The sequence below is a fragment of the Prescottella soli genome (genome assembly GCF_040024445.1).
Lineage (GTDB): Bacteria > Actinomycetota > Actinomycetes > Mycobacteriales > Mycobacteriaceae > Prescottella > Prescottella soli.
In genome coordinates, this window is sequence record NZ_CP157276.1 from 3,611,046 (window position 1) to 3,637,274 (window position 26,229).

A 26,229-nucleotide genomic window follows, 5' to 3' on the forward strand; every position below is an offset into this window, starting at 1 on the left:
AGGTTAGCGAGTCGCCGTACCGGATGTACAGACAGCAGAACTCGCGGACAGGTGACAACATTCGCACGCCGCATCGCGGTTGGTGTTCCGGAACTGATCGTGGGACCGATCAGTGTGTCGTGGCTTCCGCCGCTTCCCGGAACGCGCGCCGTCGGCGGCGTGCAGCGTCGAATCTTGCGCGTGCGACCGCGTCCGATGGTTCGAGAGGTGGTACAGCGCAGGACTTTCCAGTGTCGTCGACGGCGACCATGGTGATGTAGGAACTGTTGGTGTGGCGGCGTTCTCCATCGCGGACGTTCTCGGTTTCGACTCGGATGCCAATCTCCATCGAGGTGTGTCCGGTGTAGTTCACCGAGGCAAAGAAAGTCACCAGTTCTCCGACATGAATGGGTTGGTGGAACAAGACCCGGTCGACGGAGATGGTGACCACGTAGGTACCCGCGTACCGGCTGGCGCACGCATAGGCGACTTGGTCGAGCAGCTTGAGAATGCTGCCACCGTGGACGTTGCCGGCGAAATTGCTCATGTCGGGGGTCATGAGGACGGTCATCGACAAGGATGCGGGGCGCTGATCTGACATCGCCTTCTGCTCGCCCTCACATTTGGTGAACCCAATTGGGGGGTAATCACTTTCGGTGGAGGTCGGCATTGTTGTCCTTCCGCAATCAGATTCGGTGCTACGTTGCTTGCGTGGGAGATGGCCGGTTTGCTGTCGGAACTGACAGACGACCCAGCCGCTGTTGACAGATAGCTGTGAGTTCTTCACGGAGGCCCTCGGGAAGATCGGCGGCGGCGCCGATACGCTGATCGAGCAGGCTCTGCAGTTGGCGAAAGTACTCGGACTGTGAGAGACCGAATTCCGTCAGAATGTCTTTGCCGGAGCCGCCGCCCCAATGGCGCCGCTTCTTGGCGAACGTAACCATGTAGTTGTAGTTGTGATCGTGCATGTTGAAGTCACCACTGCCACGGGAGATTCGAGGGCGCGCGTTCGTGTCGGCCGTCATGATTCAAGGTGTCGATTTCGGGATCGAGGGAAGACCATGCGCGGAGAAAAGCTTGTCCAGATGAGTAATACGCCGGGTGCGAGCTAGACGCGGCAGGTCACTGCCGTCGCTGACGCGTGCACCGTCCTCGCCGAGCGTGTCGATGACCTTGCGAGCCCAGCACGCATCGTGGTCGGTGGGCGAGAGGATCTTGTTCACCGCCGAAGCCTGCTCGGGCCGCATACATATCCGGCCTGTCGCTCCGAGTGAAGCAGCAGTCAGGGTCTCGTCTTCAAGAACGGACTGCATGAATGAAACGGTTGGCCCGTCGATCGGTCCGGGAAGTCCTGCTGCGCGGCTGGCAGCCGTCAGATGCGATCGCGGGTACGCCATGGCGAGCGGTGATTCACCCATGCCTGTGTCGCGGCGGTAGTCCCCACTTCCGAATGCTAGTCGGAAAATCGCTGTGGACTGAGCAATCGAGGTGGCCGCGACCATGCCGGCCGCGGTCTCTACCAGTGCGATGATTCGTGTTCCGGGATTGAGTCGCTGCGCGGTTGCGTCGACTTGTTCCGCTGTTTCGGTCTTCGCCAGCATCACACCTTCGATGTTGTCGAGTGCTGCTATAGCTGTGAGGTCGTTGTGCCAGTGCTCTGTGGTCGCGTCGTTGATGCGGACCCATGCTCGGCCGCCGGACCGTGTCCACCGTGTCAGTTCTGCACGAGCTATGTCCTTCTTGGAGGCGATGACGGCGTCTTCGAGATCCAGGATCACGGCGTCGGCAGCGGACTCGAAGGCTTCGGTGAAGCGCTCAGGTTTATCAGCAGGTACGAGCAGCCATGATCGAGCGTAGGAGGCATCGAGGAAGTGGCGGTGGGTGATTGGAGGTTGGCGGGGCATTCTGTGTAAACCGTTCTAGCTCCGGTGTGAGGTAGCCAGGTCATCGGTATCTGGTGGTAACGGAGGCTCTCGCCATAACAGTTCTGTCGGGCAGGATGATCCAGCTTCCTGCGGTGCAGGCATGTACGACGTTTCGGTCGACGTCATACACACTGAGGTTTCCGGCGGCGTCGACGGATGCTGTGTGTCCTGCCGGGAAGTGATCGATGTGGCCGTGGACGAGAATGGAGAATTTCATGGTCAGATCCCAGGTGCTGTCATGGTCTCGCTTTCGACTGCATGGATGAGGTTTTTGGCGTGATCGCGAGCATCGGGCGGAGAACGTACCCGGATAAGAGTTTTCGGGGCGACTGGTGGATTCCCGGCTCGGCGGTGACCACACGCCGAGCCGGGAAGTTCCCGGGGGAGCCTGAGTAGTGCCGATGCGGTGGATGAGTGGCGGCGATCGACTTAGAGGGGATGGCCTGGTGTCAGAGCAGGTGCTCGGACGAGGGTGGGCTCTCGATGGCAGGCTGCGGAATCGTCTGTGACAGCCGGACCTTCAGCCCGCCGGGATGGCGGTCATGCTCGACGACGGGTTCTGATCGGGTGAACGCGCTCGTTGCCCAGACTTTGATTCGCTACCCAGGCGGGCTGAAGAAGCAGCGCGGCTCGTGGCTTGCCGTGAACCGGGCACCGGGCCGACCGGTCACGGTCGGCCCGGCAGAGGGGGAAGCAGCTTGGCCGCTCGCGCGTCAGTTGTTCTCGGACATCGGGATGCGCACGCCGCGCTCGCGGGCGGTGTCGATGGCGTGCTCGTAGCCGGCGTCCGCGTGGCGGATGACGCCCATGCCCGGGTCGTTGGTGAGCACGGCTTCGATCTTCTTCGCGGCCAGCTCGGTGCCGTCGGCGATGCACACCTGACCGGCGTGGATCGAGCGGCCCATGCCGACGCCGCCGCCGTGGTGGATCGACACCCAGGAGGCGCCGGACGCGGTGTTGACGAGGGCGTTGAGCAGCGGCCAGTCGGCGATCGCGTCCGAGCCGTCCTTCATGGACTCGGTCTCGCGGTACGGCGAGGCGACGGAGCCGGAGTCGAGGTGGTCACGGCCGATCGCGATCGGGGCGGACAGCTCGCCGTTGGCGACCATCTCGTTGAACTTCAGGCCGGCCTTGTGGCGCTCGCCGTAGCCGAGCCAGCAGATGCGGGCGGGCAGGCCCTCGAAGGCGACCTTCTCGCCGGCCATCTCGATCCAGCGCTTGAGGTGCTCGTTCTCCGGGAACAGCTCGAGGATCGCCTTGTCGGTCGCGGCGATGTCCTTCGGGTCGCCCGAGAGCGCGGCCCAGCGGAACGGGCCGAGGCCCTCCTCGAACAGCGGACGGATGTAGGCCGGGACGAAGCCGGGGAACGCGAACGCGCGGTCGTAGCCGGCCTTGCGGGCCTCGTCGCGGATGGAGTTGCCGTAGTCGAAGACCTCGGCGCCCTTGTCCATGAAGCCGACCATCGCCTCGACGTGCGCGGCCATCGACTTGCGGGAGTCCTCGGTGAACTGGGCCGGGTCCTTCTCGGCCATCGCCTTCATGTCGGCGAAGTCGACGCCGAGCGGCAGGTAGGACAGCGGGTCGTGCGCCGACGTCTGGTCGGTGACGATGTCGATCGGGGCGTCCATCTCCAGCAGGGCCGGGAAGATCTCGGCGGCGTTGCCGACCAGGCCGATCGACAGCGGCTTGCGGGCGTCGCGGGCCTCGGTCGCCAGCTGCAGCGCGTGCTCGATGCTGTCGGCCTTGGTGTCGAGGTACTTGTGGGCGATGCGGCGGTCGATGCGGGTGACGTCGCAGTCGACGCAGATCGCGACGCCGTCGTTCATGGTGACCGCGAGGGGCTGCGCGCCGCCCATGCCGCCCATGCCGGCGGTGAGGGTGATGGTGCCGGCCAGGGTGCCGTCGAAGCGCTTGCGGGCGATCGCGCCGAAGGTCTCGTAGGTGCCCTGGAGGATGCCCTGGGTGCCGATGTAGATCCAGGACCCGGCGGTCATCTGGCCGTACATCATCAGGCCCTCGGCCTCGAGCTTGCGGAACTGCTCCCAGTTGGCCCAGTCGCCGACGAGGTTGGAGTTGGCGAGGAGCACGCGCGGCGCCCACTCGTTGGTGCGGAAGACGCCGACCGGCTTGCCGGACTGCACCAGCATGGTCTCGTCGTTCTTCAGCGTCTTGAGGGTGGCGACCATGGCGTCGAACGCGGCCCAGCTGCGGGCGGCGCGGCCGGTGCCGCCGTAGACCACCAGGTTGTCCGGGTGCTCGGCAACCTCGGGATCGAGGTTGTTCATGAGCATGCGCAGCGCGCCCTCCTGCTGCCACCCGAGGGTGTTCAGCTCGGAGCCGCGCGGGGCGCTGACCGGGCGGGCCTCGTGGCCGGGTGAGGTGATGTCCATCGGGTAACTCCTAGCGATCGGGCGGTGAGGGCACTGCTGCGATTTGCGGCTGTCGAGCGACTCCGTTGTCGTCCGCATCCGGTCTGTCGTAGGTGTTGTGCGCTGGCTCACGTTCTGCAACTATGACTTGTATATTCCTGTCTATACAAGTTCGTGTCAAGGGACGTGCCGCGGTACGGCCCCTCGTCACGAGAAAACCGACCAGTTGATACGGACACGACGACCAGTCGGGTGCAGCGTGGCACCCGGCGGAAGGTTCCCAGATGAACACCGTCTCCACCCAGACCGATCCGATGCCGAACCCCAGCGAGATCGACGACGCTCTCGCCCGAGTCTTCCGCAGTTGGGACGAGCGCGTGCTCGCCGATGCGGACCCCGCGACGCGTGAGCGTCTCGCACGATTCGTCTCCGGCCTCCCCGCCGGGTACAAGCAGGACATCACCCCCGAGCGTGCCCGCATCGACCTCGACATCCTGACGGGGCTCGTCGACGGGGGCGTCGGCGTCCGGATCGTCCCCGACGTGACGGCCCGCGGCACCCACCGTCTGTCCCTGTACGTGGGCGGGCGACCCGCGTCGCTCGGGGATCTCATGCCGCTGCTGCAGAGCCTGGGAGTCGAGGTCCTCGACGAACGTCCCTACGCGTTGGTCTCCCCGGCGGACCTGCCGTGCTGGGTGTACGAGTTCACCGTCCGGTACCCGATCGCCCCGGAGGACGGGTTCGACGACTTCGCGCGCCGCTTCGGCGCGGCGGTCGAGGCGCTGTGGGTGGGTGCCGCCGAGGCGGACCGACTGGGCGAGCTGGTGGCCCGGGCGGGGCTGCAGTGGCGCGACGTCACAGTGTTGCGCGCGTACGCCGAGTTCCTGCGGCAGGGTGGATTGCCCTACAGCAGTGCGTATGTCGCCGATGTGATGTGCCGCTACCCGCTGATCGCGGCCGGCCTCGTCGAGTGCTTCACGGCGCGATTCGATCCGTCCGTGGCGCCGGGCGACGGCGGCGAGACGGCGGCCACGAGGGTGTCGGCGTCGATCGAGCAGGTGTCCGGACTCGACGAGGACCGGATCTTCCGTGCCCTCCTCAGCGCCGTCCGCAACACCGTGCGCACGAACCACTTCGTCACCCCCGCACGCGATTCCCTTGCGCTGAAACTCGATTCGCGCAGCATCGGCGAGCTGCCCGAGCCCCGCCCGCGGCACGAGATCTTCGTGTACTCGCCGACCGTCGCGGGTGTGCACATGCGGTTCGGCTCGGTGGCCCGTGGCGGGCTGCGCTGGTCGGATCGCCGGGAGGACTTCCGCACCGAGGTGCTGGGCCTGGTCAAGGCCCAGGCGGTCAAGAACGCGGTGATCGTGCCGGTCGGTGCCAAGGGCGGCTTCGTGCTGCGCCGTCCGCCCGCGCCGACCGGAAATGCCGAGTCCGACCGCGCGGCCCTGCGGGACGCGGGTGTCGCCGGCTACCGCACGTTCATCAGCGGACTGCTCGACCTCACGGACAACATCGACCGGCGCACCGGCGCGGTCGTCCCGGCGCCGGGCATCGTCCGCCACGACGGCGACGACACCTACCTCGTGGTGGCCGCCGACAAGGGCACCGCCTCGTTCTCCGACATCGCGAACGCGGTCGCGGCCGAGTACGACTTCTGGCTGGGCGACGCCTTCGCGTCCGGCGGTTCGGTGGGGTACGACCACAAGGCGATGGGCATCACTGCGCGCGGCGCGTGGGAGAGCGTGAAGCGGCGCTTCCGCGAGCTGGGGGTCGACTGCCAGCGAGAGGACTTCACGGCGGTCGGCATCGGCGACATGAGCGGCGACGTCTTCGGCAACGGAATGCTGTGCAGCAAGCACATTCGACTGGTCGCGGCCTTCGACCACCGGCACGTCTTCCTCGATCCGGAGCCCGATCCCGAACGGTCCTACGCGGAGCGGGAGCGGCTGTTCGCGCTGCCGCGATCCTCGTGGGCCGACTACGACCGGTCGCTCATCGGACCCGGCGGCGGCGTGTGGGAACGCGGCGCGAAGTCCGTCCCGATCAGCGATGCGGTCCGCCGCGTCCTCGGTCTCGACGCGGACGTCACGGAAATGACACCGCCCGAACTGATCCGGGCGATCCTCGGCGCACCGGTGGATCTGCTGTGGAACGGCGGCATCGGCACCTACGTCAAGTCCTCGACCGAGTCGCACGCCGACGCCGGGGACAAGGCGAACGACGGTGTGCGCGTGGACGGATGCGACCTGCGCGCGCGGGTCGTCGGCGAGGGCGGCAACCTCGGCTTCACGCAGGCGGCACGGATCGAGTTCGCCCGCACGGGAGGCCGAGTGGGCACCGACGCGCTCGACAACTCGGCCGGTGTGGACTGCTCCGACCACGAGGTCAACATCAAGATCCTGCTCGACGATCTGGTCGGCGCCGGCAGCGTCGATGCCGAGGTGCGGTCGCACCTGCTGGCCGAGATGACCGACGAGGTCTCCGCACTGGTGTTGGCGAACAACGTCTCCCAGAACGAGTTGATCGGCACGGCGATCGCCGCCGCACCCTCGATGCTGGAGGTACACGGACGCCAGATCGCAGCGCTCGAGGCGGCCGGAGCGTTGGACCGACGGCTCGAGGTGCTGCCCGATCGCAAGGCGATCGCGGCGCTGGGCCGGTCCGGGGCGGGGCTGTCGGCGCCGGAACTGGCGACGCTGATGGCGCACGTGAAGCTCGAGCTCAAGGGCGCTCTGCTGGCCGGCGAGCTCGTCGACCACGACGTGTTCCTGCCGATCCTGCGCGAGTACTTCCCGCAGCCCCTGCGGCGCGATCACGTCGACGCCATCGACCGGCATCCGTTGCGTCGCGAGATCGTCGCGACGGCGTTGACCAACGGAGTCGTCGACCGTGGCAGCATCAGCTACGTCTTCCGCCTTGCAGAGGAGGCGGGCGCCACTCCTGATGACGCCGTCCGGGCGTTCAGTGTGGTCAGCGAGGTGTTCGGGCTCCCCGACCTGTGGTCGAAGATCGCGGCAGCCGATGTTCCGAGCGCGGTCGCCGACGAACTGGTCTCGGTGACGCGGCGGTTGCTCGACCGGGCGTCGCGTTGGATGCTGCACCGTCGGCCGCAGCCGCTCGCGGTGGGAGCGGAGATCGCGCGGTTCCGGGACCGGATCGAGGACGCGTCCGCGCACCTCGAGGAGTGGCTGGTGGGCGCCGACCGCACCAACCTCCGGGACCGCACGCGCGCGGTCGCGGAGCGGGGCGCACCCGAGGACCTGGTTCAGGACGTCGAACTGGCGCTCGATCGGTTCGGTCTGCTCGACGTCGTCGAGATCGCGGAGTTGGCCGAGTGCGACACGGCCGTCGCCGGTGAGCTCTACTTCCACCTGTGCGAGCGGGTGGGACTCGTCCCGCTGCTCAACGGGGTCTCCGAGCTGCCCAAGGAGGGTCGCTGGGATGCGCTCGCGCGCCTGGCTCTGCGCGACGAGCTGTACGACAGCGTGCGCGCCCTCACCCTGGACGTCCTCGCGCAGGCGCTGCCCGGTGACGACGCCGAACGGATGATCACGGATTGGCAGGAGCGCAACGAGTCCCGTCTCCGCAGGGCTCGCGAGGCGCTCGCGGAGATCGCCGCGTCCGGCCGACGGGACCTGGCGGCGCTGTCTGTCGCGTCCCGCCAACTGCGGCGGATGGTCGGTTGAGCTGATCGACTGCTGCCACATCTCCCCGTCGGTTCGTCCACCGATGAAATCGACACCCAGGTCGGGCTGACATGCCCCTTATCCACAATGGAAAGGTCATCACTACTGTGAATTCCCGCAATACCATCGGGTCCGCCGGAGTGGTTGCTCCACGCGACGCGCGTTCGTGGCTGCTGGTGCCAGGAACGCGCACGCACGAACTCGAAGCGAGGGTTCCAGGGGATGGCCCTGATGCTCTCGTCTTCGATCTCGAGGACGGTGTCGTTCCCGAGGACAGGCCACGTGCTCGCGACGAGATCCACAACTGGGCATCAAATGGTGGGAAGGCCTGGATCCGGGTGAATCCGGCTGCCACCGCGGATTGGCAACTCGACCTCGACTTCGCGGCCCACTGCCCGGGGATTCTCGGGGTCGTACTGGCGAAGGCCGAGGACCCGGCCGAGATCGACGCGACCGCGGCCGGGCTCGGCGACTTCGCCGGAGGTGTGATCGCCCTGATCGAGTCCGCGACAGGGGTTCTGAACGCGGTATCGATCGCGCGTGCGAACGCGTTGACCCGCTTGGCGTTCGGCAGCGGCGACTTCCGCCACGACACGGCGGCGACGGACGACTCCGCCACGGTCATGGGGGCGCGGTCGCACCTCGTTCTGGCCAGTCGATCGGCCGGACTCCCCGCGCCGATCGACGGGCCGTCCCTCGCATCGGACACGGACGGGCTTCGTAGCTACTGCCGCCGGTCCGTGGCAAATGGGATGGGCGGCATGCTCTGTGTGAAGCCGGACCACATTCGGATGATCAACACCGAGTTTGCGCCCAGCACGGAAGAAGTGCAGCGCGCCAGGGAACTCCTCGCCAACCGCACCGACAGCATCGACGGAAGCTATCTTCCCCGTCTGCGCGCGGCCGAGGCGATCCTCGACCGCGCCCGGAAGTACCGCATCGACATCCTCGAAGGGGCCGGGGTGTAGTGAGCCGATAACAAGGCGCACAACCGTGTTCGTCCCCGTTCCAGACCCGGAACGGGGACGAACGCGTATCCGCGTCCTCTCCTGCCCGCCTGCCCGTTCGGCCAGGTCCGCCTCTCCGCTCGACCAGTCCCCGCATTGTCCGCGCCTGACTAGCCTCGTAGTGAGAGGCGCACGTGAACGTTCGTCCTCGAGACGAGTTGGCGGACACTACGCATGAGGTTCGATGAGCGGTACATTTCGGGTCGAGCAGGTTGTCGTCACCGGGTTGTCGGAGCGGTGCCGAATCACTCCCGCGAAGTCGGCCGCAACGAATTGTTGGCTGGTGGGCGATGATACGGACGTCGTCGTCGTCGATGCGGCCGGTGGTCCCGAGGAGATCGCTGCTGCCGTGGGTGACCGATCGGTGGTCGCGGTGATCTGCACGCACGGGAGCAGTTCCCACTTCGCCGCGGCGGTCGATGTGGCGTGCGGCTTGTACGCCCCGGTTCTGTTGCATCCGGCCGACGACGTTCTGTGGCAGGGGTTCCACGGCGACCACCGCTACTGGCGACTCGACGACGGACAGCGTATTGCGGTGGCCGGCGAAGAGATCCAGGTGGTGCACACCCCTTCCCCTACGGCCGGGGCGGTGTCCCTGTACGTTGCCCGTCTGGGCGCCCTGCTCTCCGGTGATGCTCTGGAGAGGCGCCGGCCGGCCGACGGGCGAGGGCAGCGTCGAGTCCCCACCCTGGTTCACGAAGCCCTCCGGAGCCTTCCGTACGACACGCGTGTCCACCCCGGGCACGGTGACCGTTTCGCGCTCGGCCACGCATTGCATTCACCGGCAGATCGATTCGCCGAGCGGAGTGCATGAAATCGGGCCGGGAACCCTACGTTGCGAGCAGACCCGCGCTGCTCTGTGCCGCCGAGATGAACGACTGCATGGCGGCGGTGATCCGCCGACCTCGATGCCAGGCGATCCCGATGATCCTGGGACTCACCCGGTCCAAGTCGACCATCCGGAATCCGGAGTGGTTGGCGTCCACTGACAGTCGCGGCATGACTGCCGCGCCCAAGCCCTCCGCGACCATGCCCATGATCGTGCCGTTGTCGTTGCTGCGGAAGACGACTTGATCGTCCAGACTGGGGCGTCCGAGCCGCGCGGCGATGTCATGGATCCCGCGCAGCTTTCCATACGCGATCAGGGGAAGGTCGGATACCCGGTCGAGTTGCATCGGGACGTCCCCGGTCACGACCGACGAGTCCTCGGGCATCACGAGAACGTACGGATCGACAAGCAGCTCAGCGGATTCGAATGGACCCGGCGTCAGGGGAAAGACCATGAAGGTCAGATCCAACTCGCCGCCCTCGACCCGCTGGAGGAGGATCTCGTCGTCGTCGTGCTCCTCGAGCACGACGTCTATCCGGGGCCAGTCCTTCTTGAACAGCTTCAGAGTGTGCGGAAGGATTTTGGTGCCGACGCTCTCGTAACTACCGACTCGCAGCGTTCCGACGGCGCCCTCGGCCGACGCGTTGAGATCGGCCCACGCCGTGTCGAGCCGCGCCTGGATCGCTTTCGCGTGTTCCAACAGGATCTTTCCCTCGTCGGTCAACGTGACCGAATGGAGGGTGGTCGTGGGACGATCGACCAGACGCCGCCCCACCACGGACTCGAGCTTCTTTATCTGCTGACTGATCGCGGATTGGGTGTACCCGAGGGCGTTGGCGGCGGCCGTGAACGAACCCGTCCGATTCACTTCGGCCAACGCGAGGAAGTGTCGAAATTCGATCGACGTCCACGGCGGCCTGTTCATGAATCGATTCCCTTCGACGCGAATTTCTGCACTGGACTGACTTTCCGTCAATGACAGTTGCCGCACTCCGCGCGGATCGCGGAGTGCGGCAACAGTAATCTCATTTCCCAGCGGTCAAACCAGGTGCTGTGATTTGGTCTCGGGTGCCCATCGGATGGAGATCAGCATGCCGAGCAGCAGTACCCCGGCGAGCCAGTACATCGTGGCGGAGATTCCCCAGCTCGTCAGGCTGACAGGGAGGAGGAAGGTGCCGGCGGCCGAGGCGATTCGGCTGAGCCCGTTGGCCAATCCGACGCCGGAGGCCCTGAGGCTCGTGGGGAACAGCTCGGCGGGATACACCTGCGTGATGTTCGACGCGGCCGACATCACGAATGTGTAGATGACGAACGGAATCATCATCGCGATGACCGACATCTCGCTCAGCGCACCCAGTGCCACGAGCGAGACGGCGAGGACACCGAAGGACCAAATGGTGAACGAGCGCCGCGGCATCTTGGCGACGAACCAGATTCCGGCGATGCCTCCGATGAGGAGGAAGATGTTGAGGATCAGGTACTGGAGATCGGCGTCCGCGACATTGAGCCCCGACAGGATCGTGGGAACGAACGTGTAGATCGCGAAGTAGGGGAGCACCAGTGCGCTGTAGAAGAGAACGGCGAACCAGGTGCGCTTCCGGTAGGTCGGGCTGAAGAGTTCCTTGTACGCGGTGAATTCCTCTTGCTGCGCGACTGTGGTGGTATCCAGTTCCACTCCGAAGCAGCGGCGGACGATCGCGCGTGCTTCGTCGACCCGTCCCTTGCTGATCAGCCATCCGGGCGATTCGGGTGTGCCGATGCGGACGACCAGCACGATCACTGCGGGGATCGCGCCGCTGGCCAGGAGCCAGCGCCACGAGTCGTCGCCGGTGTTGAGGTAGGTGGCGATCACATTGGCGGCGACGTAGCCGACGGTCCAAGCGACGGTGAGCGACGCGAGCATGGCCCCGCGCTGCTTGCGCGGCGCGAACTCCGACATCAGGGTGGGCCCGACTGCATAGTCGGCGCCCAGTCCGAAGCCGATGAGAACGCGCAGGACGAACAGCACCAGCACGTTGGGAGTCCACAGCTGCATCAGCGACACCGCTGCGATCAGCACGAAGTTGAGCACGTAGAGGCGTTGCCGCCCGATGATGTCTCCGACTCTTCCCAGGATCATGCTTCCGAGGAACAGGCCGATCAGGGCGGAGCTGGCGATCATCCCTTCCCAGAAGGAGGAGAGTCCCATTTGCGTGCTGATGGTGGGCAGGATCGCGCCGATGATTCCGAGCGTGTAGCCGTCGGAGAAATTGGCGCCGAGTGTCATCGCGGTGATCTTGGCGTGAAATCGGCTGAACGGAATTTGGTCGAGCGCGGTTGGTTGGGCGGGCGTGTCGCTGGGCTCGGTGATCACTGAGTTTTCGGACATATCAAATGCCTTTCAGTCCATGAGACTGGGTCAGGAAGTCGACCGCGCTCTCGAGGTCCTGGGTGAGTGGACGGTCGAGGCTGTTCGGATCGAGAACGCTCGAAACTCTCTGGAGGTAAGCACCGAGCGGAGTTTCCGGGTCGAGCGAAACATCGAGGATTCGAAGTGCCCGCACCGCGGCGACGAGTTCGCACCCGAGCATCTCGTTTGCAGACTGAATGCAGTCCTGCATTTGCTCGACAGCTTGCGAGTGGAAGCTCGCGTGATCCTCGGTTCCGCGTGAGATGGTGACGGTCCCGAGGGTCGCCGGGGCCGCCGAGTTCCGAGACCTCGCCAGGGATGCCGCCGCGATGTACTCGAGCAACATGACCCCGCTGCTACCGGCCGGCCCGACCGCCAGGAACGGATCCAGGCCCGTGAACGAGGGCTCGGTGAGGTTCGCCAGTCGCCGAATCGACAGATTCGCGACGCCGAAGAGGGCGAGTTTGGTGTGGTCGCATGCGAGGGCGAGGGCCTGCGCATGGAAGTTCGCGTTGTGGAAGACATCGTCTCGATCGACACTGACCACCGGGTTCTCGGCTGCCGAGTTCAACTCGATATCCAGTGCAGCCGAATAGGATTCGAGGGCGTGTTGTGCGGGGCCGAGAACCTGCGGTAGAGCCCGGAACCCGTACGAATCCTGCACCCGCCGTGGGGTCCACTGGTGGTCCCTGACGAGAGACCGGATCCTTGCCGCCGTCGACGCCTGGTGTGGTTGCGGGCGCGACGCATGGACGAACTCGTCGAACGCCTCGGTCGAGCCGCGAGTCGCGATCAGCGACAACGCGGCGACAGCCTCGTAGTGCGCGATGTAGCGCTCCATCGCCTGGCAGGCGGCGATACCGCGGGCGACGCCCATGGCATTTGTCGAGATGAGCGCCAGCGCATCGCCGGGGTGGGGGCGCCAGAGCGGGTCCCGTCGACCGCTCTCGAGGTCGGCCTCGCCCATGAGGCCCAGCGCGATCTCGGCGAACTGACTGAGATCCGCGGTTCCGATGGCGCTTGAAGCGTGTACCCGCGGCAGGTCGTCGTGGCTGAGCGACTTCGAGATCGCCTCGACGATGTCCGGGTGCATGCCCGAGCCGCCGGCCAGCAACTGGTTCAGCCGCACGATCATCGCAGCGCGGACGGTGTCATGGGAGAGATAAGGCCCGGCACCGGTCGCGTGACTGCGCAGCAGCCGGAGATCCTGTTCGAGGGCTTGATCGATCTGCACCTCTCGGTTGGCTCCGACTCCGGTCGTCCGGCCGTAGACCTGCCGACGTCCGGCTGCACTCGTCGCCGTCTTCCACGACCGTTCCATGAGATCCAGGGAGGCCGCATCCAACTCGAACGGGCTCATGGAATTCGCCGCGAGAGCTGTCAGATCTTTTCCGGTCAAGTTTTGGCCTGCATTGGTGTCGTGCACTGGAAATTCCCTTTGTCGTCTGTGTTCGTCATGCCGACTTGATCAATTCAGAAGTACTGCAGACTTCGGCGCGATCATGTCGACGAGAAATGAAGGGGCCGGAGCCATGGTTGCCCGACTCGCCGGCATGCTCCGGGCCATTGCGCTGTCGCGCAATTACGTTGTGCGTCCGTAGAAAAGCTTTTGGTTGATGTCGTTCAGCTTGTCGTCCGGCTTTTCGGAACAGGCGAGAACTGTATTGGCTTGCGCCTTCTCGCCTGCCACCGGAGTGACGTGATGCTCGGGGTCCCGATCATGGAAGAAGCCGAGGGGGCCGGTTCGTTCTGCGGGGTGATCGCGCCGGTTCGAGACCCGTTCAATCGCTCCGCCACCACCTCGTGGCTCCCCGATTCCGGGATCGGAGCACGCTCGGCGACGCGGGGGCGCTGATCGGGCGGGCCTCGCTGCCGGGTGAGGTGATGTCCATCGGGTGCTCCTAGTGATCGGGCGGTGAGGGCGCTGCTGCGGTACGCGGCTGTCGAGCGACTTCGTTGTCGTCCGCTTCCGGTGTCCGTAGCTGTTGCGCGTTGGCTCACGTTCCATGAGTGCGGCTTGTATATTCCGGTCTATACAAGCTGGCGTCAAGGAGCGCGGCTCCCGACCGGCCTTCGGCGCAGCTAGGCCCGCTTCCCGGGTGGACCCGGCTTCGAGCGGGGTACCGGTCGGTATCCGGTGGCGGCACGGAGTCGACCGGGACGGCTGCACGATGGGGTGGCCGGTTCGGTCGCGCAGCCCGAGTGGCTGGTGTGGTCATGCTGGTCTCGTATTCGACGGGGTCAACGTGCCGGGCCTGGTGGGGCGTCGCTGGTAGGCCCGTTCGGCCCAGGTGACGATCGCGATCCGAAGCGGGTCGCGGGTGGTCCAGGGGCGGCGGTCGAGAACGTTCTTCCGGCACGAGTGCGAAGAACGATTCCATGGCGGCGTTGTCACCGCGGGCGCCTACCCGCCCCGGCGATCCGACCGTGCCTGTCTACCCGACGCTTGGACGAACCTGCGGGAACGATTGCGATCCGCGGTCGCTGTGAACGATACAGCCGACCGCCTGCTCATCGCCTGCAGCCCGTCTGGCGACGGCGGAGCAGAGTGCGTCGGCAGCCGATCGAGTTAGCCCACGATCTTGCTCGAGAACATGTTCCTCGACGGCGCGGAGTCGGAGTCCTCCCTCGTCGGTGTGGTGCCGGGTTTGGGGCGCCTCCTGCGCGAAGTGACTGGGGGAATGTCGTTGACCCGCAATATGTTCGGGTCGACGGCGCCGGAATGCCTCCGGCCCCGGCGCCGTCGTGCAGCTACGTCGTGCGTCCGTAGAAGAGCTTCTGGGTGATGCTGTTCATCTTGTCGTCGGGCTTTTCGGAGTAGGCGAGGACGGCATTGACGCGGGTCTTCTCGCCGGCCACCGGGGTGACGCGGTGCATGGAGTACCGACCGCGGAAGAAGCTGAGGGTGCCCGGTTCGTTCTGCAAGGTGATCACGCCGGATCGAGACCCGTTCAGCCGCGCCGCCACCTCCTCGTGGTTCTCCGACCCGGGGGATCGGAGCATGTGGAAGTACTCGTACTCCCCGCCCTCGTCGGTGGGCTGGAGCATCAGGGTCACCGCGAAGTGGGATCGGTCGAAATGCCAGCCCAGTTCGTCGCCCTGCTCGAACAGGGCCACAGAGCACGCACCCAGCGCATCGTCGTAGCGGTAGAAGCTGGGCATTTCCAACGCCTGTCCGATGAAATCGGTCAGCGGATCCCAGTTGTAGACCGTTCGCAGGGCGGATTCCTCGGCGATCTCGTCCCACGCGATCGTGAGTTTCGCGGAGTGCTGGAGCATTCCTCGCGGGTCGTCCGCCGCTGCGTCCTCGGGGATCTCCTCGAAGTACACATTGTGTGTGTCGTCGGTCCGGTAGGCGTGCACGGCCTTTTCCAGCGACTCGGCGACCAGGATTTCGACAGCCTTCGGTCGAATGAATCCGTGAAGCTGGCATGCGCCACGAGTCCGCAAATCTTTTCGACAGCGCTCGACCAGTCGGCGACCTTCCTCGGAATCCAGGCGATGGATCGGATACCGATCCAGGTCGATAATCTCTGCAATTGCGGTCGCATCGACGGCGACCGCCGCCAGCTCTGAAGTCATTCATCTGCCTTTCGTACGGATCATGCGCAATCCATGCTGAGTGGTGCGCGTCACCCGCAGCAAGCTCGCATTGGTAATGGAGGTCATCATTTGTGCTTATGGCCTGGAATGCCTCGACGCACCGGCTGATTCGCGGGGGCAGGTCGTCAGGTGGTGCGGCCGGTCGGCATCGGTGACATGAGCGGCCACGTCCTCGATGACGGAATGTTGTGCAGCAAGTACATTCGGCTTGTCGGGGCGTTCGTTCACCGACACGTCCTCCTCGATCCTGATCAGCGACCGCTCGCCGTCGGGGCCGAGGTCACCGGTCGGTAGACTTCGTGGGCCGAGTCGACCATCGGAGCGGCAGGATTTCGAGGAACAGGGGCAGCGGATGGCAGTGGTTGACGTCGACGCGGAACTCGCCGCGCTGTTCGGCGAGGCCGGCGGCGAGTCCGTGCCCGCGTACGAACGGGTCAAGAAGCTGGTCGCGGAGCAGATCCGTTCGGGCCGTTGGTCCGAGGGTGATCAGTTGCCGTCCGAGAACCAGTTCGTAAACGCGCTGGGCCTGTCCCGGATGACGATCAACCGCGCGCTGCGTGAGCTGACGAGTGACGGCCTGATCGTGCGGATGATGGGTATCGGCACGTTCGTCGCCAGCACCAAGACCCCGTCTCCGCTGTTCGAGGTCAAGAACATCGCCGACGAGATCCAGGAGCGTGGTCACCGGCACCGCACCGAGGTCGTCTTCGTCCGGGAGGAGGAGACCGACCACTCGCAGGTGTTCCTCCGGGATGCGCTCGGTGCCAGGGTGTTTCACTCGGTGCTCGTGCACTACGAGGACGACACGCCGATTCAGGTGGAGGATCGTCTGGTGAATCCGTCCGAGGCGCCCGACTACCTCGACCAGGACTTCACCAAGATCACACCGAACGACTACCTCAGTCGCGTCGCGCCCCTCGTGCGCGGTGAGCACGTCGTCGAGGCCGTCCTCGCCAGCGCGGAGGAATGCCGCCTGCTCCGGATCGACCGCGGCGAACCGTGCCTTCTGATCCGACGCCGGACCTGGTCCGAGCACGGGTTGGTGAGTGCGGCGCGCCTGATCCACCCGGGATCCCGCAACCGCCTCGAGGGTGCGTTCAATCGCTGAGTCCGCTCAGTGCTCCTCGAGGAACGGCCTCACCACCGCGAGCACTTCGGGTGATGCCGCGACGGTCGTGGCGTGGTCGAAACCGGGGATGACGGCGAGTCGCGAACCCGGAATCAGGGATGCCAGTTTCTGAGTGTCCGAGAACCTGGGCCGGTCCTCGGACCCGACGAACAGCATCGCCGGGACGTCCAGGGCGGTGAGGGCTGCGTCGGGCACGCCGGGCTCCTCTTCGGACCGGCGCAGGTAGGCGACGAGAGCGCGCGTGTCGTTGGCGTCGAACGCCGCCCGCGTCGCCGGGTCCAGTGGCCACGAGCGGTGCGCGTTCCACTGGTCGAGGAACGCCGTCATGCCCTCGTGGTCGAGGACGTCGATGCAGCCCGGGAAGAACAGCTTGTCGAAGGAACCGGCCTGCGGGCGGCTGCTGCCGCCACCGACGGTGAGGGTGCGCAGGCGCTCCGGGGCCGCGACCGCGAGCGAGAGCCCGACGCGGCCCCCGAACGAGTAGCCCAGGTAGTGGGCGCGCTCGTGACCCAGGTCGTCGAGCATCGCGAGGATGTCGCCGACGACGAGGTCCATCGCGTAGGACGCCGGGTCGTGCGGGGTGTCGCTGCGGCCGTGACCGCGCATGTCGGGCAGGATCAGCTGGAACTCGTCGCGCAGCGCCTTGACGTAGCCGAACGCCCGCCAGATCGCACTCGACAGCGCGGTCCCGTGCGCGAGGACCAGCGGCGGGCCGTCGCCGATCACCCGATACGCGATGCCGACGCCGTCGACGGGATTGATTGCCTGCTGCATGACCACCCCTACACGGTAGGACGCACGGCGGCGGGGCCCGATTCGGCGGGTTCGGAACCGGACCTGGACCTAAACTGGTGCCGTGCCCCCGAATCCGGCGATCGACCCGGACCACGTGCGCCGAGCCGCGCAGGCGCTCGTGGCGCCCGACATCAGGGCGTGGGCGGGCCGCTTCGAGTTGCTGTCGGACCCCAATCGCCTGCGGTTGCTGCTGTGCCTGCATCACGCGCCCGGCATCTGCGTCACCGACCTGGCGGCGGCGCTCGGGATGACCGGGACCGCGGTGTCGCACGCGCTGCGGCTGCTGCGGCAGCAGGGATGGGTGGAGGCCGAGCGGTCGGGCCGTACCGTGCGCTACCGCCTGGTCGACGACACCGTGCACGACCTGTTGCACACGATCGGCGCGACCCACTTCCACGAGCACGACGCGAGCTGACGGCACTTCGCCGAATCCCCTGTTCCCCGTTGCCGGGGCGTCCTATCGTGTGATCCGACAGCCTTCCGTCCGAACGGACTCACGTGATGCACGAAATGGCGATCACTCAGAGTGTTGTCGACGCGGTGTGTGAACGCGCCGCCGGGCGCAGCGTCCACAGCATCCGACTGCAGGTGGGTCGGCTGTGCGCGGTGGTCCCCGATGCGATGCAGTTCTGCTTCGAACTCGTCACGGAGGGCACCGTCGCGGAGGGCGCCCGGCTCGACATCGAGGAGCCGCCCGGCCGCGCGCACTGCCGCGACTGCGGTGCGGACTTTCCCCTGCACGACCTGGTGTTGCTGTGTCCGTGCGGCAGCGCCGACGTCGAGATCCTCTCGGGTCGTGAACTACGGATCATGTCGATGGAAGTGGGTTGAGCGATGTGCGCGACGTGTGGATGCGGCAAGGTCGACGAGCCGGCCGGGACTCGGATCACGATTCCGGCGGACGGCGCCTCTCAGCACGAACACCAGCACGAACACACACACGGCCATGGTCACGGCCACGGGCACGGCCATGAACACGGGGGCCCGCACAGTCACGTGCCCGCCGCGACGGAGACCGTCACACTCGAGCAGAAGATCTTGGACAAGAACGATCGGTTGGCGGCGGCGAACCGCTCGTGGCTCACCGAACGGGGGGTGCGGGCGATCAACCTGATGAGCTCGCCCGGATCGGGCAAGACGACGCTGCTCGAGCGCACCGTGCGGGATCTGCAGGCATCGAGTCCGATATCGGTGATCGAGGGGGACCAGGAGACGCTGCTCGACGCCGATCGGATCCGATCGACGGGATGCGATGTGGTGCAGGTCAATACGGGGTCCGGGTGTCATCTCGACGCCGAGATGATGCGGGGTGCGCTCGATGCGTTGACTCCCGCGAACGACTCGCTGGTGTTCGTGGAGAATGTCGGAAACCTCGTGTGCCCTGCGCTGTTCGACCTCGGCGAGCAAGGCAAGGTTGTCCTCATCTCCGTGACCGAGGGGGACGACAAGCCGCTCAAGTACCCGCACATCTTCGCGGTGGCCGATCTGGTGATCGTCAACAAGACCGACCTCCTCCCTTATGTCGAATTCGATACCGAAGCGTGTGAGCGCAACGCGCGGTCGGTGAATCCTGATGTGCGAGTGATCAATCTGTCCGCGACCAGCGGGGAGGGGATCGAGGAGTGGTATCGGTGGGTCGCCGAACGTCGCGCGGGATGATCATCCGGCGTTGACAGATCCACCGCTGCCGCGCCTTAATTGTGGTGGGCGTCACGCAAGTGGGCCGAGGGTCGACTCCGGTGACGCAGGGGCGGTGGAGCCCCGGGGAGTGGCTGTTATGTCGACACCGACGAAAGCTGCGAAGAAGCCGGAACACGCCAAATCTGACGACACGGACGAAGGTGTCATTCACGTCCTGTGGATCAACGCGGGACTCAGCTGCGACGGCGACTCGGTTTCGTTGACCGCGGCAACTCAGCCGAGTGTGGAGGAGATCGCGCTCGGCGCTCTCCCGGGACTGCCGAAGGTTGCCGTGCACTGGCCGCTGATCGACTTCGAGTGTGGTCCCGCAGGCGGCGCCGACGACTTCCTCGAATGGTTCTGGAAAGCTGATCGCGGCGAGCTCGAACCGTTCGTCCTGGTGGTCGAGGGATCGATCCCGAACGAGAAGCTGCACGACGAGGGCTACTGGTGCGGGTTCGGCAGCAATCCGGAGACCGGGCAGCCCGTCACGACCAGCGAGTGGCTGGATCGCTTGGCGCCCAAGGCAACAGCGGTCGTAGCCGCCGGTACGTGTGCGACATACGGTGGGATCCACGCGATGGCGGGCAACCCGACCGGTGCGATGGGTGTGCCCGACTATCTCGGGTGGGACTGGAAGTCCAAGGCCGGCCTGCCGATCGTGTGCGTGCCCGGTTGTCCGATCCAACCGGACAACCTCTCCGAGACCCTGACCTATCTGCTGTATCAGGTGACGGACCAGGCGCCGATGATCCCGCTCGACGAAATGCTCCGGCCGCAGTGGCTATTCGGACAGACCGTGCACGAGGGATGCGACCGCGCGGGCTACTACGAGCAGGGCGACTTCGCGACCGAGTACGGTTCACCGAAGTGCATCGTGAAGCTGGGGTGTTGGGGTCCGGTCGTGAAATGCAATGTGCCCAAACGCGGTTGGATGAACGGCCTCGGCGGTTGTCCGAATGTCGGCGGCATCTGCATCGGATGCACCATGCCCGGATTCCCGGACAAGTTCATGCCTTTCATGGACGAGCCCCCGGGCGGCATCCTCTCCAGTTCGGTGTCGGAGGTCTACGGATCGGTGATCCGGACGCTGCGGGGTGTCACCGGCCGGACGCTGGACAAGGAACCCAGCTGGCGTGTACCCGGGCGCCTACTGAGGACAGGCGCGGTGCGCACCTGGTAGTGCGAGAACGACGACAGGCGATCGCCGATAGTAGAGAGGCTTCTCGATGACTTCCACAGTGCCCGAGCCGACCCGGGGAGCGCCCGACGAGAAGGGTCTCGTCGAGATGTCCTGGGATCCGATCACCCGCATCGTCGGCAGCCTGGGGATCTACACCAAGGTCGACTTCAAGAACAAGACCGTCGCGGAATGCCACAGCACGTCGTCGATCTTCCGCGGCTACTCCCTCTTCATGAAGGGCAAGGATCCGCGAGACGCGCACTTCATCACCAGTCGCATCTGCGGGATCTGCGGCGACAACCACGCGACCTGTTCGTGCTACACGCAGAACATGGCGTACGGGGTCCAGCCGCCGCACCTGGGCGAGTGGATCGCGAACCTCGGCGAGGCCGCCGAATACATGTTCGACCACAACATCTTCCAGGAGAACCTGGTGGCGGTCGACTACTGCGAGAAGATGGTCTCGGAGACCAATCCGGGCGTCCTCGCGCAGGCCGAGAAGACCGCGGCGCCGCACGCCGACGCGCACGGGTACAAGACCGTCGCCGACATCATGCGCGCGCTCAACCCGTTCACCGGCGACTTCTACCGCGAGGCGTTGCAGGTCAGCCGGCTTACGCGAGAGATGTTCTGCCTCATGGAGGGCCGGCACGTCCACCCGTCGACGCTGTATCCCGGCGGCGTCGGGACCGTCGCGACGGTGCAGCTCATCACCGACTACATGACACGGCTGATGCGCTACATCGAGTTCATGAAGAAGGTCGTGCCCATGCACGACGACCTGTTCGACTTCTTCTACGCGGCGCTGCCCGGGTACGAGCACGTCGGCGAACGTCGGATCATGCTGGGGTGCTGGGGCGCCTTCCAGGACCCGGCGGTGTGCAACTTCGCGTACAAGGACATGACCGACTGGGGTCGGAAGATGTTCGTGACGCCGGGCGTGGTCGTCGACAACAAGCTGGTGACCACGGACCTGGTGGACATCAACCTCGGCATCCGGATCATGCTCGGCTCGTCGTACTACGACGACTGGTCCGACCAGGAGATGTTCGTGACCACCGATCCGCTGGGCAACCCGGTGGACCGGCGGCACCCGTGGAACCAGCACACCAACCCGAAGCCGCAGAAGCGCGACCTCGAGGACAAGTACAGCTGGGTGATGTCGCCGCGGTGGTTCGACGGCAAGAACAATCTGGCCCTGGACACCGGAGGCGGGCCCCTGGCCCGTCTGTGGTCCACCGCGCTCGCCGGCCTGGTCGAGACCGACGAGGTGAAAGCGACCGGCCACAGCGTCAAGATCGACTTCCCGAAGACCGCGCTGAAGGGGCCCGTCAGTCTCGAATGGAAGATCCCGCAGTGGAGCAACACGATCGAGCGCAACCGGGCCCGGACCTACTTCCAGGCGTACGCGGCCGCGATGGCGCTGCACTTCGCGCAGAAGGCGCTCACCGAGATCCGCGCCGGCCGGACCAAGACGTGGGAGGAGTTCGAGGTCCCCGACGAGGGCATCGGGTGCGGGTTCACCGAGGCCGTGCGCGGGGTGCTCTCGCACCACATGGTGATCCGCGACGGCAAGATCGCGAACTACCACCCGTACCCGCCGACGCCGTGGAATGCGAGTCCCCGTGACGCCGAGGGAGTTCCGGGTCCGTACGAGGACGCGGTGACGGACCTGCACATCTACGAGGAGAACGATCGCGACAACTTCAAGGGCATCGACATCATGCGCACGGTCCGCAGCTTCGATCCCTGCCTGCCGTGTGGCGTCCACATGTACCTCGGCGACGGCCGGACGCTCGAGAAGCTTCATTCGCCCACACAGTCCATGACCGGGGAGTGAGGTGACGGATGGCATCGGTACGCGACGAGGCACTGAGCGAGACGCACGAATCCGATCGCTGGCGGGGAGCCGGCGATCGGATCGAGGCGCTGCTCGACGCCGCCTCGGCCGGAGGCCCGGTGGCCCGGGAGCGGGCCGAGCAACTCGTCCGCGAGGTGGTCGACCTCTACGGTGAGGCGCTGGGCCGGATCCTGGCCGTCGCGGCGCGCACGCCCGGGCTGGTCGACGAACTGACCCGCGACGAGTTGGTGTCGAGCATGCTGCTCGTGAGCGGGCTGCACCCGCACGACGTCGAGACCCGGGTGCGGACCGCGCTCGACAACGTCCGCCCCTATCTCGGCTCGCACGGCGGCGACGTGGAACTGGTCGAGGTCTCCGACGACGGTGTCGTGCGGCTGCGGCTGCTCGGCAGCTGTCACGGGTGCCCGTCGTCGGCGGTGACACTGCAGCTCGCCGTGGAGGGTGCGGTGCAGGCCGCGGCCCCCGAGACCACCGCGATCGAGGTGGAGACCGACGCTTCCGAGCCCAACGCGACGACGCCGGGGGTGTTCAGCGTCGACTCGCTGATGTCGCACGTGCGCGACACCGGACAGCATCCCGGAACCTGGGTTTCCACACCGGAATTCGGGGAGCTGGAACCAGGTGAGGTGGGCGGCTTCACCGTGGGCGGTATCGCGATGCTGGTCTGCCGTATCGGCGACGAGCTGTTCGCGTACCGCGACCGGTGTCCCGCGTGTGGGAACGCCATGGCCGGGGCCGTGATGCAGCGCCGGGCCGGCGGTCCGGTGGGCGACGCGGTCCTGCGCTGTCCCGTCTGCCGCGCCCACTACGACGTCCGCCGGGCGGGGGCCGCGGTCGAGCCATCGGGCGATCACCTGGACCCGCTCCCGGTGCTGGTGCGCGACGGCGTCCTCTCGGTGGCCGTGCCGACGGCGGTGACGGGGTGAGCGCGCCGTCGAACCACGGCACCCCCACCGGTCCGGCGCTGGGGGTGCTTCGGCGTATCGCATCGACCCGGCCGCAGCCGATCGCCGGGGAACGGTGCGAGATGTGTGCGGCGCCGATCGCCGACGAGCACAGCCACGTGGTGAATATGGCGGGGCGGCAGCTGATGTGCGTGTGCCGCCCGTGCTATCTGCTGTTCACCGAGCCCGGCGCCGAGCTGAGGTACCGCGCGGTACCCGACCGGTACCTGTCGTTCCCGGACTTCAGGTTGGGACCGGGGCAGTGGGACGGGCTCGAGATCCCGGTGGGGCTCGCGTTCCTGTTCCGGAACTCCGCGCAGGGTCGCACGGTCGCGTTCTATCCCGGACCCGCCGGCGCGACCGAGTCGGAACTGTCCATCGAGGCGTGGGATTCGGTGCGGGAGGCCAACCCGGCACTCGGGACCGTCGTCCCCGACGTCGAGGCGCTGCTGATCCGGGTGCCGAAGACCGGTCCGGGCGGTGCCGAGTGCCACCTCCTGCCGATCGACGCCTGCTACGAACTGGTGGGGCGGCTGCGGCGGTGCTGGCGCGGGTTCGACGGCGGGCAGGATGCGCACCGCGAACTCGACAGCTTCTTCGAACGTATCGAGCGGCGCAGCGCGCCGGTGCACGAACAGACCGGAGGTGCGTCGTGACTGCACTCGATTTCTCCGTGCTCTCCGTCGGCCCCGAGCCGTTCGCGGTGACTCCCAACCTGATTGCCCGAGTTCGGATAGCCGAGTCGACCGGGTCCACCGTGCACGCCCTCGCCCTGCGGTGCCAGATCCGGATCGAACCGGGCCGGCGCCGCTACTCGGACACCGAGGAGCCGGGACTGCTGGACCTGTTCGGGCCCCGCGAGCGGTGGGCGTCGACCCTCTCGACCTTCCCGTGGCTGCATGCGACGGCCACGGTGCCGGGGTTCACCGGCGAGTGCGTGACCGAACTGGTGATGCCGTGCACGTACGACTTCGAGGTCACGGCGTCGAAGTACCTGCACGCGTTGGAGAGCGGTGACGGCGGCACGGTGCCGCTGAGCTTCCTGTTCAGCGGCACGGTGTTCACGAAGGGGACCAAGGGATTCGGCGTCGAACAGGTCCCGTGGGACCGCGAGGCGCAGTACGACCTGCCCGTGGACGTGTGGCGCGAGACCATGCGGCAGAACTTCCCGTCGACCGGCTGGCTGCGCCTGGACCACGACACCATCGCCGCGCTGATGCGCTTCAAGGCGGCCCGCGGGCTGCCGGGGATCGACCAGGCCGTGACCGAGCTGCTCGACGCGGCGGGGGAGGTGGCGACGTGACCGGACTCGACGACCTGGCCCGGCTCCGAGCGGTGGCCGACGCCGTCCTGTACGAGGGCTACCTGCTGTACCCGTACCGTTCGACGTCGCGGAAGAACCAATCGCGCTGGCAGTTCGGTGTACTCGGGCCGGCCGACGCCGCCGACCGCGGGGTGGGGGAGGACGCGTCGATGCGCGTCGAGTGCGTGCTCGACCGCGACGACGGCGTCGTCGAACCGGTGCTGCGGTTCCTGCAGTTGCAGGTGCGGACCGTCGAGGCGGCCCGCGGGGGTGGGTTCGACGCGGTTCCCGAGCTCGTCGTCGACGGCCGGACGTGGGTGAGCTGGGACGAGGCCGTGGAGGTGGAGATCGCGCTCGGGGCAGTCGGGGTGGCCGACCTGCAGGGCGGTATCAGCCGGGACGTCCGGGTGCCCGGCGGCACGGACGTCGAGGATCTGGGGCCGTCCGGCCGTCTGGTGCGGACACGATTCCCGGTGCGCGGCCGGGTCGAGCTGACAGCGTCGCGCATCGGCGACGCGGTGCGGCTGAGCGTCGACGTGCGCAACGAGACCGTCCTCGACGACGTCGCCGTTCCGGACGTTCCCGCGAAGGACACGGCAATCCGCCACTCGCTCGTCGGTGCCCACCTGCTCCTCGCGGCACGCGGCGCCCGGTACGTGTCGCTGCTCGAGCCACCCGATCGCTTCGCGGCCGCCGCGGCCGGGTGCCGGCAGCATCGCTGCTACCCCGTCCTGGCCGGGGACCGCGGCGCCCCCGGTACGAGCGACGTCGTCCTGGCGTCGCCGATCATCCTGTACGACCACCCTCGGGTCGCCGAGGAGAGCGGCGGAGACCTGTTCGACGCCACCGAGATCGACGAGATCCTCACCCTCCGCGTGATGACGCTGACCGACGAGGAGAAGGCGCAGGCCCGCGCGACCGATCCGCTGGCGGCACAGATCATCGACCGCTGCGACGACATGTCACCGTCGGACATGCAACGGTTGCACGGTGCGCTGCGCGACCCGCGCGCCATCGACACCGGACTCTCGGAGCCCCCGACGTTCGTCACTCCCGGCGGGCTCGTCCCCGAGGTGCCGGACGATGTGCCCTGGTGGGATCCGGGCGCCGACACCAGCGTTCGGCCCGAGACCGACGGTGTCCTCGTCGGCGGGGTGCGGATCGCGAAGGGCAGCCTGGTGCGGCTGCGGCCGTCGCGGCGCGCGGACGCGCAGGACCTGTTCTTCAGCGGGCAGGTGGCACGGGTCGCGACCGTGCACGCGGACGTCGACGGTGGCACGCACGTGGGAGTCGTCCTCGTCGACGATCCCGCCGCCGAGTTGCACGACTGGTACGGCCGCTACCTGTACTTCGCGCCCGACGAAGTGGAACCACTCGATTCGCAGTCCGATCCGGCGAACGAGCGAGAGGAGAATCGGTCATGAGGACAATCGGAAAGCTGTCCACCGTGCTGTTCGCGGCGGCCGCCGCGGCCGGCGTGTGGATCACGGTGCGGTCGATCCCCGATCTGCAGCGCTACCTACGCATGCGCCGGATGTGAC

General features: G+C 66.6%; 24 protein-coding genes. 15 read left to right on the forward strand and 9 right to left on the reverse strand.

Features of this window, described 5'->3' with window-relative positions:
• Positions 1–109: 109 nt before the first annotated feature.
• From ABI214_RS16815 to hutU, 4 genes are all read right to left on the reverse strand, one after another.
• The gene (locus ABI214_RS16815; RefSeq protein WP_348611695.1) at positions 110–580 is read right to left on the reverse strand and encodes an acyl-CoA thioesterase; all 471 of its coding nucleotides are present in this window, start codon (positions 578–580) and stop codon (positions 110–112) included.
• 97 nt (positions 581–677) lie between these two features.
• Positions 678–1,004 (reverse strand): hypothetical protein, encoded by a 327-nt coding sequence (locus tag ABI214_RS16820; protein WP_348603657.1) that lies wholly within the window; start codon positions 1,002–1,004, stop codon positions 678–680.
• Positions 1,005–1,007: 3 nt separating this feature from the next.
• Positions 1,008–1,883: an HpcH/HpaI aldolase/citrate lyase family protein gene (locus ABI214_RS16825; protein ID WP_348603658.1), complete on the reverse strand. Its 876-nt coding sequence runs from the start codon at positions 1,881–1,883 to the stop codon at positions 1,008–1,010.
• 734 nt (positions 1,884–2,617) lie between these two features.
• Complete coding sequence (gene hutU / locus ABI214_RS16830; protein ID WP_348603652.1) at positions 2,618–4,294, reverse strand: urocanate hydratase; 1,677 nt, start codon at positions 4,292–4,294, stop codon at positions 2,618–2,620.
• A gap of 263 nt (positions 4,295–4,557) precedes the next feature.
• Here hutU and ABI214_RS16835 point away from each other — a divergent pair, with 263 nt between their 5' ends.
• The 3 genes from ABI214_RS16835 (at position 4,558) to ABI214_RS16845 (ending at position 9,786) form a co-directional block, all read left to right on the forward strand.
• Positions 4,558–7,965 carry an NAD-glutamate dehydrogenase domain-containing protein gene (locus ABI214_RS16835; RefSeq protein WP_348603659.1) on the forward strand — a complete coding sequence of 1,136 codons (3,408 nt, stop codon included), beginning with the start codon at positions 4,558–4,560 and terminating at the stop codon, positions 7,963–7,965.
• A gap of 140 nt (positions 7,966–8,105) precedes the next feature.
• Entirely contained in the window at positions 8,106–8,933 is an 828-nt protein-coding gene (locus ABI214_RS16840) for an HpcH/HpaI aldolase/citrate lyase family protein (protein WP_348603660.1), read from the forward strand.
• A gap of 223 nt (positions 8,934–9,156) precedes the next feature.
• The gene (locus ABI214_RS16845; protein ID WP_348603661.1) at positions 9,157–9,786 is read left to right on the forward strand and encodes an MBL fold metallo-hydrolase; all 630 of its coding nucleotides are present in this window, start codon (positions 9,157–9,159) and stop codon (positions 9,784–9,786) included.
• Positions 9,787–9,802: 16 nt separating this feature from the next.
• Here ABI214_RS16845 and ABI214_RS16850 read toward each other — a convergent pair whose 3' ends face one another.
• The 4 genes from ABI214_RS16850 to ABI214_RS16865 all read right to left on the reverse strand — a co-directional run bounded on the left by ABI214_RS16850 (position 9,803) and on the right by ABI214_RS16865 (position 15,553).
• Positions 9,803–10,726, reverse strand: coding sequence for a LysR family transcriptional regulator (locus ABI214_RS16850; protein WP_348603662.1), 924 nt, complete (start codon positions 10,724–10,726; stop codon positions 9,803–9,805).
• 114 nt (positions 10,727–10,840) lie between these two features.
• Positions 10,841–12,169: an MFS transporter gene (locus ABI214_RS16855; protein ID WP_348603663.1), complete on the reverse strand. Its 1,329-nt coding sequence runs from the start codon at positions 12,167–12,169 to the stop codon at positions 10,841–10,843.
• Position 12,170: 1 nt separating this feature from the next.
• Complete coding sequence (locus ABI214_RS16860; protein WP_348603664.1) at positions 12,171–13,616, reverse strand: aromatic amino acid ammonia-lyase; 1,446 nt, start codon at positions 13,614–13,616, stop codon at positions 12,171–12,173.
• Between the two features lie 1,325 nt (positions 13,617–14,941).
• The gene (locus ABI214_RS16865) at positions 14,942–15,553 is read right to left on the reverse strand and encodes a HalD/BesD family halogenase (protein WP_348603665.1); all 612 of its coding nucleotides are present in this window, start codon (positions 15,551–15,553) and stop codon (positions 14,942–14,944) included.
• A 372-nt stretch (positions 15,554–15,925) separates the two neighbouring features.
• Between ABI214_RS16865 and ABI214_RS25510 the strand changes: the two genes are divergently transcribed.
• Together ABI214_RS25510 and hutC are read left to right on the forward strand one after the other, a co-directional pair.
• Entirely contained in the window at positions 15,926–16,087 is a 162-nt protein-coding gene (locus ABI214_RS25510) for an NAD-glutamate dehydrogenase domain-containing protein (protein WP_431357163.1), read from the forward strand.
• 58 nt (positions 16,088–16,145) lie between these two features.
• Entirely contained in the window at positions 16,146–16,901 is a 756-nt protein-coding gene (gene hutC / locus ABI214_RS16870) for a histidine utilization repressor (RefSeq protein WP_348603666.1), read from the forward strand.
• A 6-nt stretch (positions 16,902–16,907) separates the two neighbouring features.
• Here the strand turns inward: hutC and ABI214_RS16875 are convergent, their stop codons facing one another.
• Complete coding sequence (locus tag ABI214_RS16875; RefSeq protein ID WP_348603667.1) at positions 16,908–17,696, reverse strand: alpha/beta fold hydrolase; 789 nt, start codon at positions 17,694–17,696, stop codon at positions 16,908–16,910.
• Between the two features lie 82 nt (positions 17,697–17,778).
• Here ABI214_RS16875 and ABI214_RS16880 point away from each other — a divergent pair, with 82 nt between their 5' ends.
• From ABI214_RS16880 to ABI214_RS25515, 10 genes are all read left to right on the forward strand, one after another.
• Positions 17,779–18,132: an ArsR/SmtB family transcription factor gene (locus ABI214_RS16880; RefSeq protein ID WP_348603668.1), complete on the forward strand. Its 354-nt coding sequence runs from the start codon at positions 17,779–17,781 to the stop codon at positions 18,130–18,132.
• Between the two features lie 86 nt (positions 18,133–18,218).
• Positions 18,219–18,548, forward strand: coding sequence for a hydrogenase maturation nickel metallochaperone HypA (locus tag ABI214_RS16885; protein WP_348603669.1), 330 nt, complete (start codon positions 18,219–18,221; stop codon positions 18,546–18,548).
• Positions 18,549–18,551: 3 nt separating this feature from the next.
• Positions 18,552–19,376, forward strand: coding sequence for a hydrogenase nickel incorporation protein HypB (gene hypB / locus ABI214_RS16890; protein ID WP_348603670.1), 825 nt, complete (start codon positions 18,552–18,554; stop codon positions 19,374–19,376).
• Positions 19,377–19,494: 118 nt separating this feature from the next.
• Positions 19,495–20,580, forward strand: a complete 1,086-nt coding sequence (locus ABI214_RS16895; RefSeq protein ID WP_348611697.1) for a hydrogenase expression protein HypE — start codon at positions 19,495–19,497, stop codon at positions 20,578–20,580.
• Positions 20,581–20,626: 46 nt separating this feature from the next.
• Positions 20,627–22,420: a nickel-dependent hydrogenase large subunit gene (locus ABI214_RS16900; RefSeq protein WP_348603671.1), complete on the forward strand. Its 1,794-nt coding sequence runs from the start codon at positions 20,627–20,629 to the stop codon at positions 22,418–22,420.
• A gap of 8 nt (positions 22,421–22,428) precedes the next feature.
• Positions 22,429–23,367 carry a NifU family protein gene (locus ABI214_RS16905; protein WP_348603672.1) on the forward strand — a complete coding sequence of 313 codons (939 nt, stop codon included), beginning with the start codon at positions 22,429–22,431 and terminating at the stop codon, positions 23,365–23,367.
• A complete protein-coding gene (locus tag ABI214_RS16910) occupies positions 23,364–24,041 on the forward strand; it encodes a DUF5947 family protein (RefSeq protein WP_348603673.1) in 678 nt (225 codons plus the stop codon). The genes ABI214_RS16905 and ABI214_RS16910 overlap by 4 nt, the downstream gene beginning before the upstream one ends.
• Positions 24,038–24,688 (forward strand): DUF6084 family protein, encoded by a 651-nt coding sequence (locus ABI214_RS16915; RefSeq protein WP_348603674.1) that lies wholly within the window; start codon positions 24,038–24,040, stop codon positions 24,686–24,688. Before ABI214_RS16910 ends, ABI214_RS16915 begins: the two co-directional genes overlap by 4 nt.
• Complete coding sequence (locus tag ABI214_RS16920) at positions 24,685–26,112, forward strand: hypothetical protein (RefSeq protein ID WP_348603675.1); 1,428 nt, start codon at positions 24,685–24,687, stop codon at positions 26,110–26,112. Before ABI214_RS16915 ends, ABI214_RS16920 begins: the two co-directional genes overlap by 4 nt.
• Complete coding sequence (locus ABI214_RS25515) at positions 26,109–26,228, forward strand: DUF6893 family small protein (RefSeq protein ID WP_408587524.1); 120 nt, start codon at positions 26,109–26,111, stop codon at positions 26,226–26,228. The genes ABI214_RS16920 and ABI214_RS25515 overlap by 4 nt, the downstream gene beginning before the upstream one ends.
• The last annotated feature ends 1 nt before the right edge of the window (position 26,229 follow it).

Bases quoted from the DNA above. Each gene is read 5' to 3' on its own strand.
- ABI214_RS16895 (WP_348611697.1), top strand. From the start codon at position 19,495: ATGTCGACACCGACGAAAGCTGCGAAGAAGCCGGAACACGCCAAATCT.
- ABI214_RS16885 (WP_348603669.1), top strand. From the start codon at position 18,219: ATGCACGAAATGGCGATCACTCAGAGTGTTGTCGACGCGGTGTGTGAA.
- ABI214_RS16850 (WP_348603662.1), bottom strand. From the start codon at position 10,726: ATGAACAGGCCGCCGTGGACGTCGATCGAATTTCGACACTTCCTCGCG.
- hutC (WP_348603666.1), top strand. From the start codon at position 16,146: ATGGCAGTGGTTGACGTCGACGCGGAACTCGCCGCGCTGTTCGGCGAG.
- ABI214_RS16875 (WP_348603667.1), bottom strand. From the start codon at position 17,696: ATGCAGCAGGCAATCAATCCCGTCGACGGCGTCGGCATCGCGTATCGG.
- ABI214_RS16845 (WP_348603661.1), top strand. From the start codon at position 9,157: ATGAGCGGTACATTTCGGGTCGAGCAGGTTGTCGTCACCGGGTTGTCG.
- hypB (WP_348603670.1), top strand. From the start codon at position 18,552: ATGTGCGCGACGTGTGGATGCGGCAAGGTCGACGAGCCGGCCGGGACT.
- ABI214_RS16905 (WP_348603672.1), top strand. From the start codon at position 22,429: ATGGCATCGGTACGCGACGAGGCACTGAGCGAGACGCACGAATCCGAT.
- ABI214_RS25515 (WP_408587524.1), top strand. From the start codon at position 26,109: ATGAGGACAATCGGAAAGCTGTCCACCGTGCTGTTCGCGGCGGCCGCC.
- ABI214_RS16825 (WP_348603658.1), bottom strand. From the start codon at position 1,883: ATGCCCCGCCAACCTCCAATCACCCACCGCCACTTCCTCGATGCCTCC.
- ABI214_RS16835 (WP_348603659.1), top strand. From the start codon at position 4,558: ATGAACACCGTCTCCACCCAGACCGATCCGATGCCGAACCCCAGCGAG.
- ABI214_RS16820 (WP_348603657.1), bottom strand. From the start codon at position 1,004: ATGACGGCCGACACGAACGCGCGCCCTCGAATCTCCCGTGGCAGTGGT.
- ABI214_RS16815 (WP_348611695.1), bottom strand. From the start codon at position 580: ATGTCAGATCAGCGCCCCGCATCCTTGTCGATGACCGTCCTCATGACC.
- ABI214_RS16855 (WP_348603663.1), bottom strand. From the start codon at position 12,169: ATGTCCGAAAACTCAGTGATCACCGAGCCCAGCGACACGCCCGCCCAA.
- hutU (WP_348603652.1), bottom strand. From the start codon at position 4,294: ATGGACATCACCTCACCCGGCCACGAGGCCCGCCCGGTCAGCGCCCCG.
- ABI214_RS16900 (WP_348603671.1), top strand. From the start codon at position 20,627: ATGACTTCCACAGTGCCCGAGCCGACCCGGGGAGCGCCCGACGAGAAG.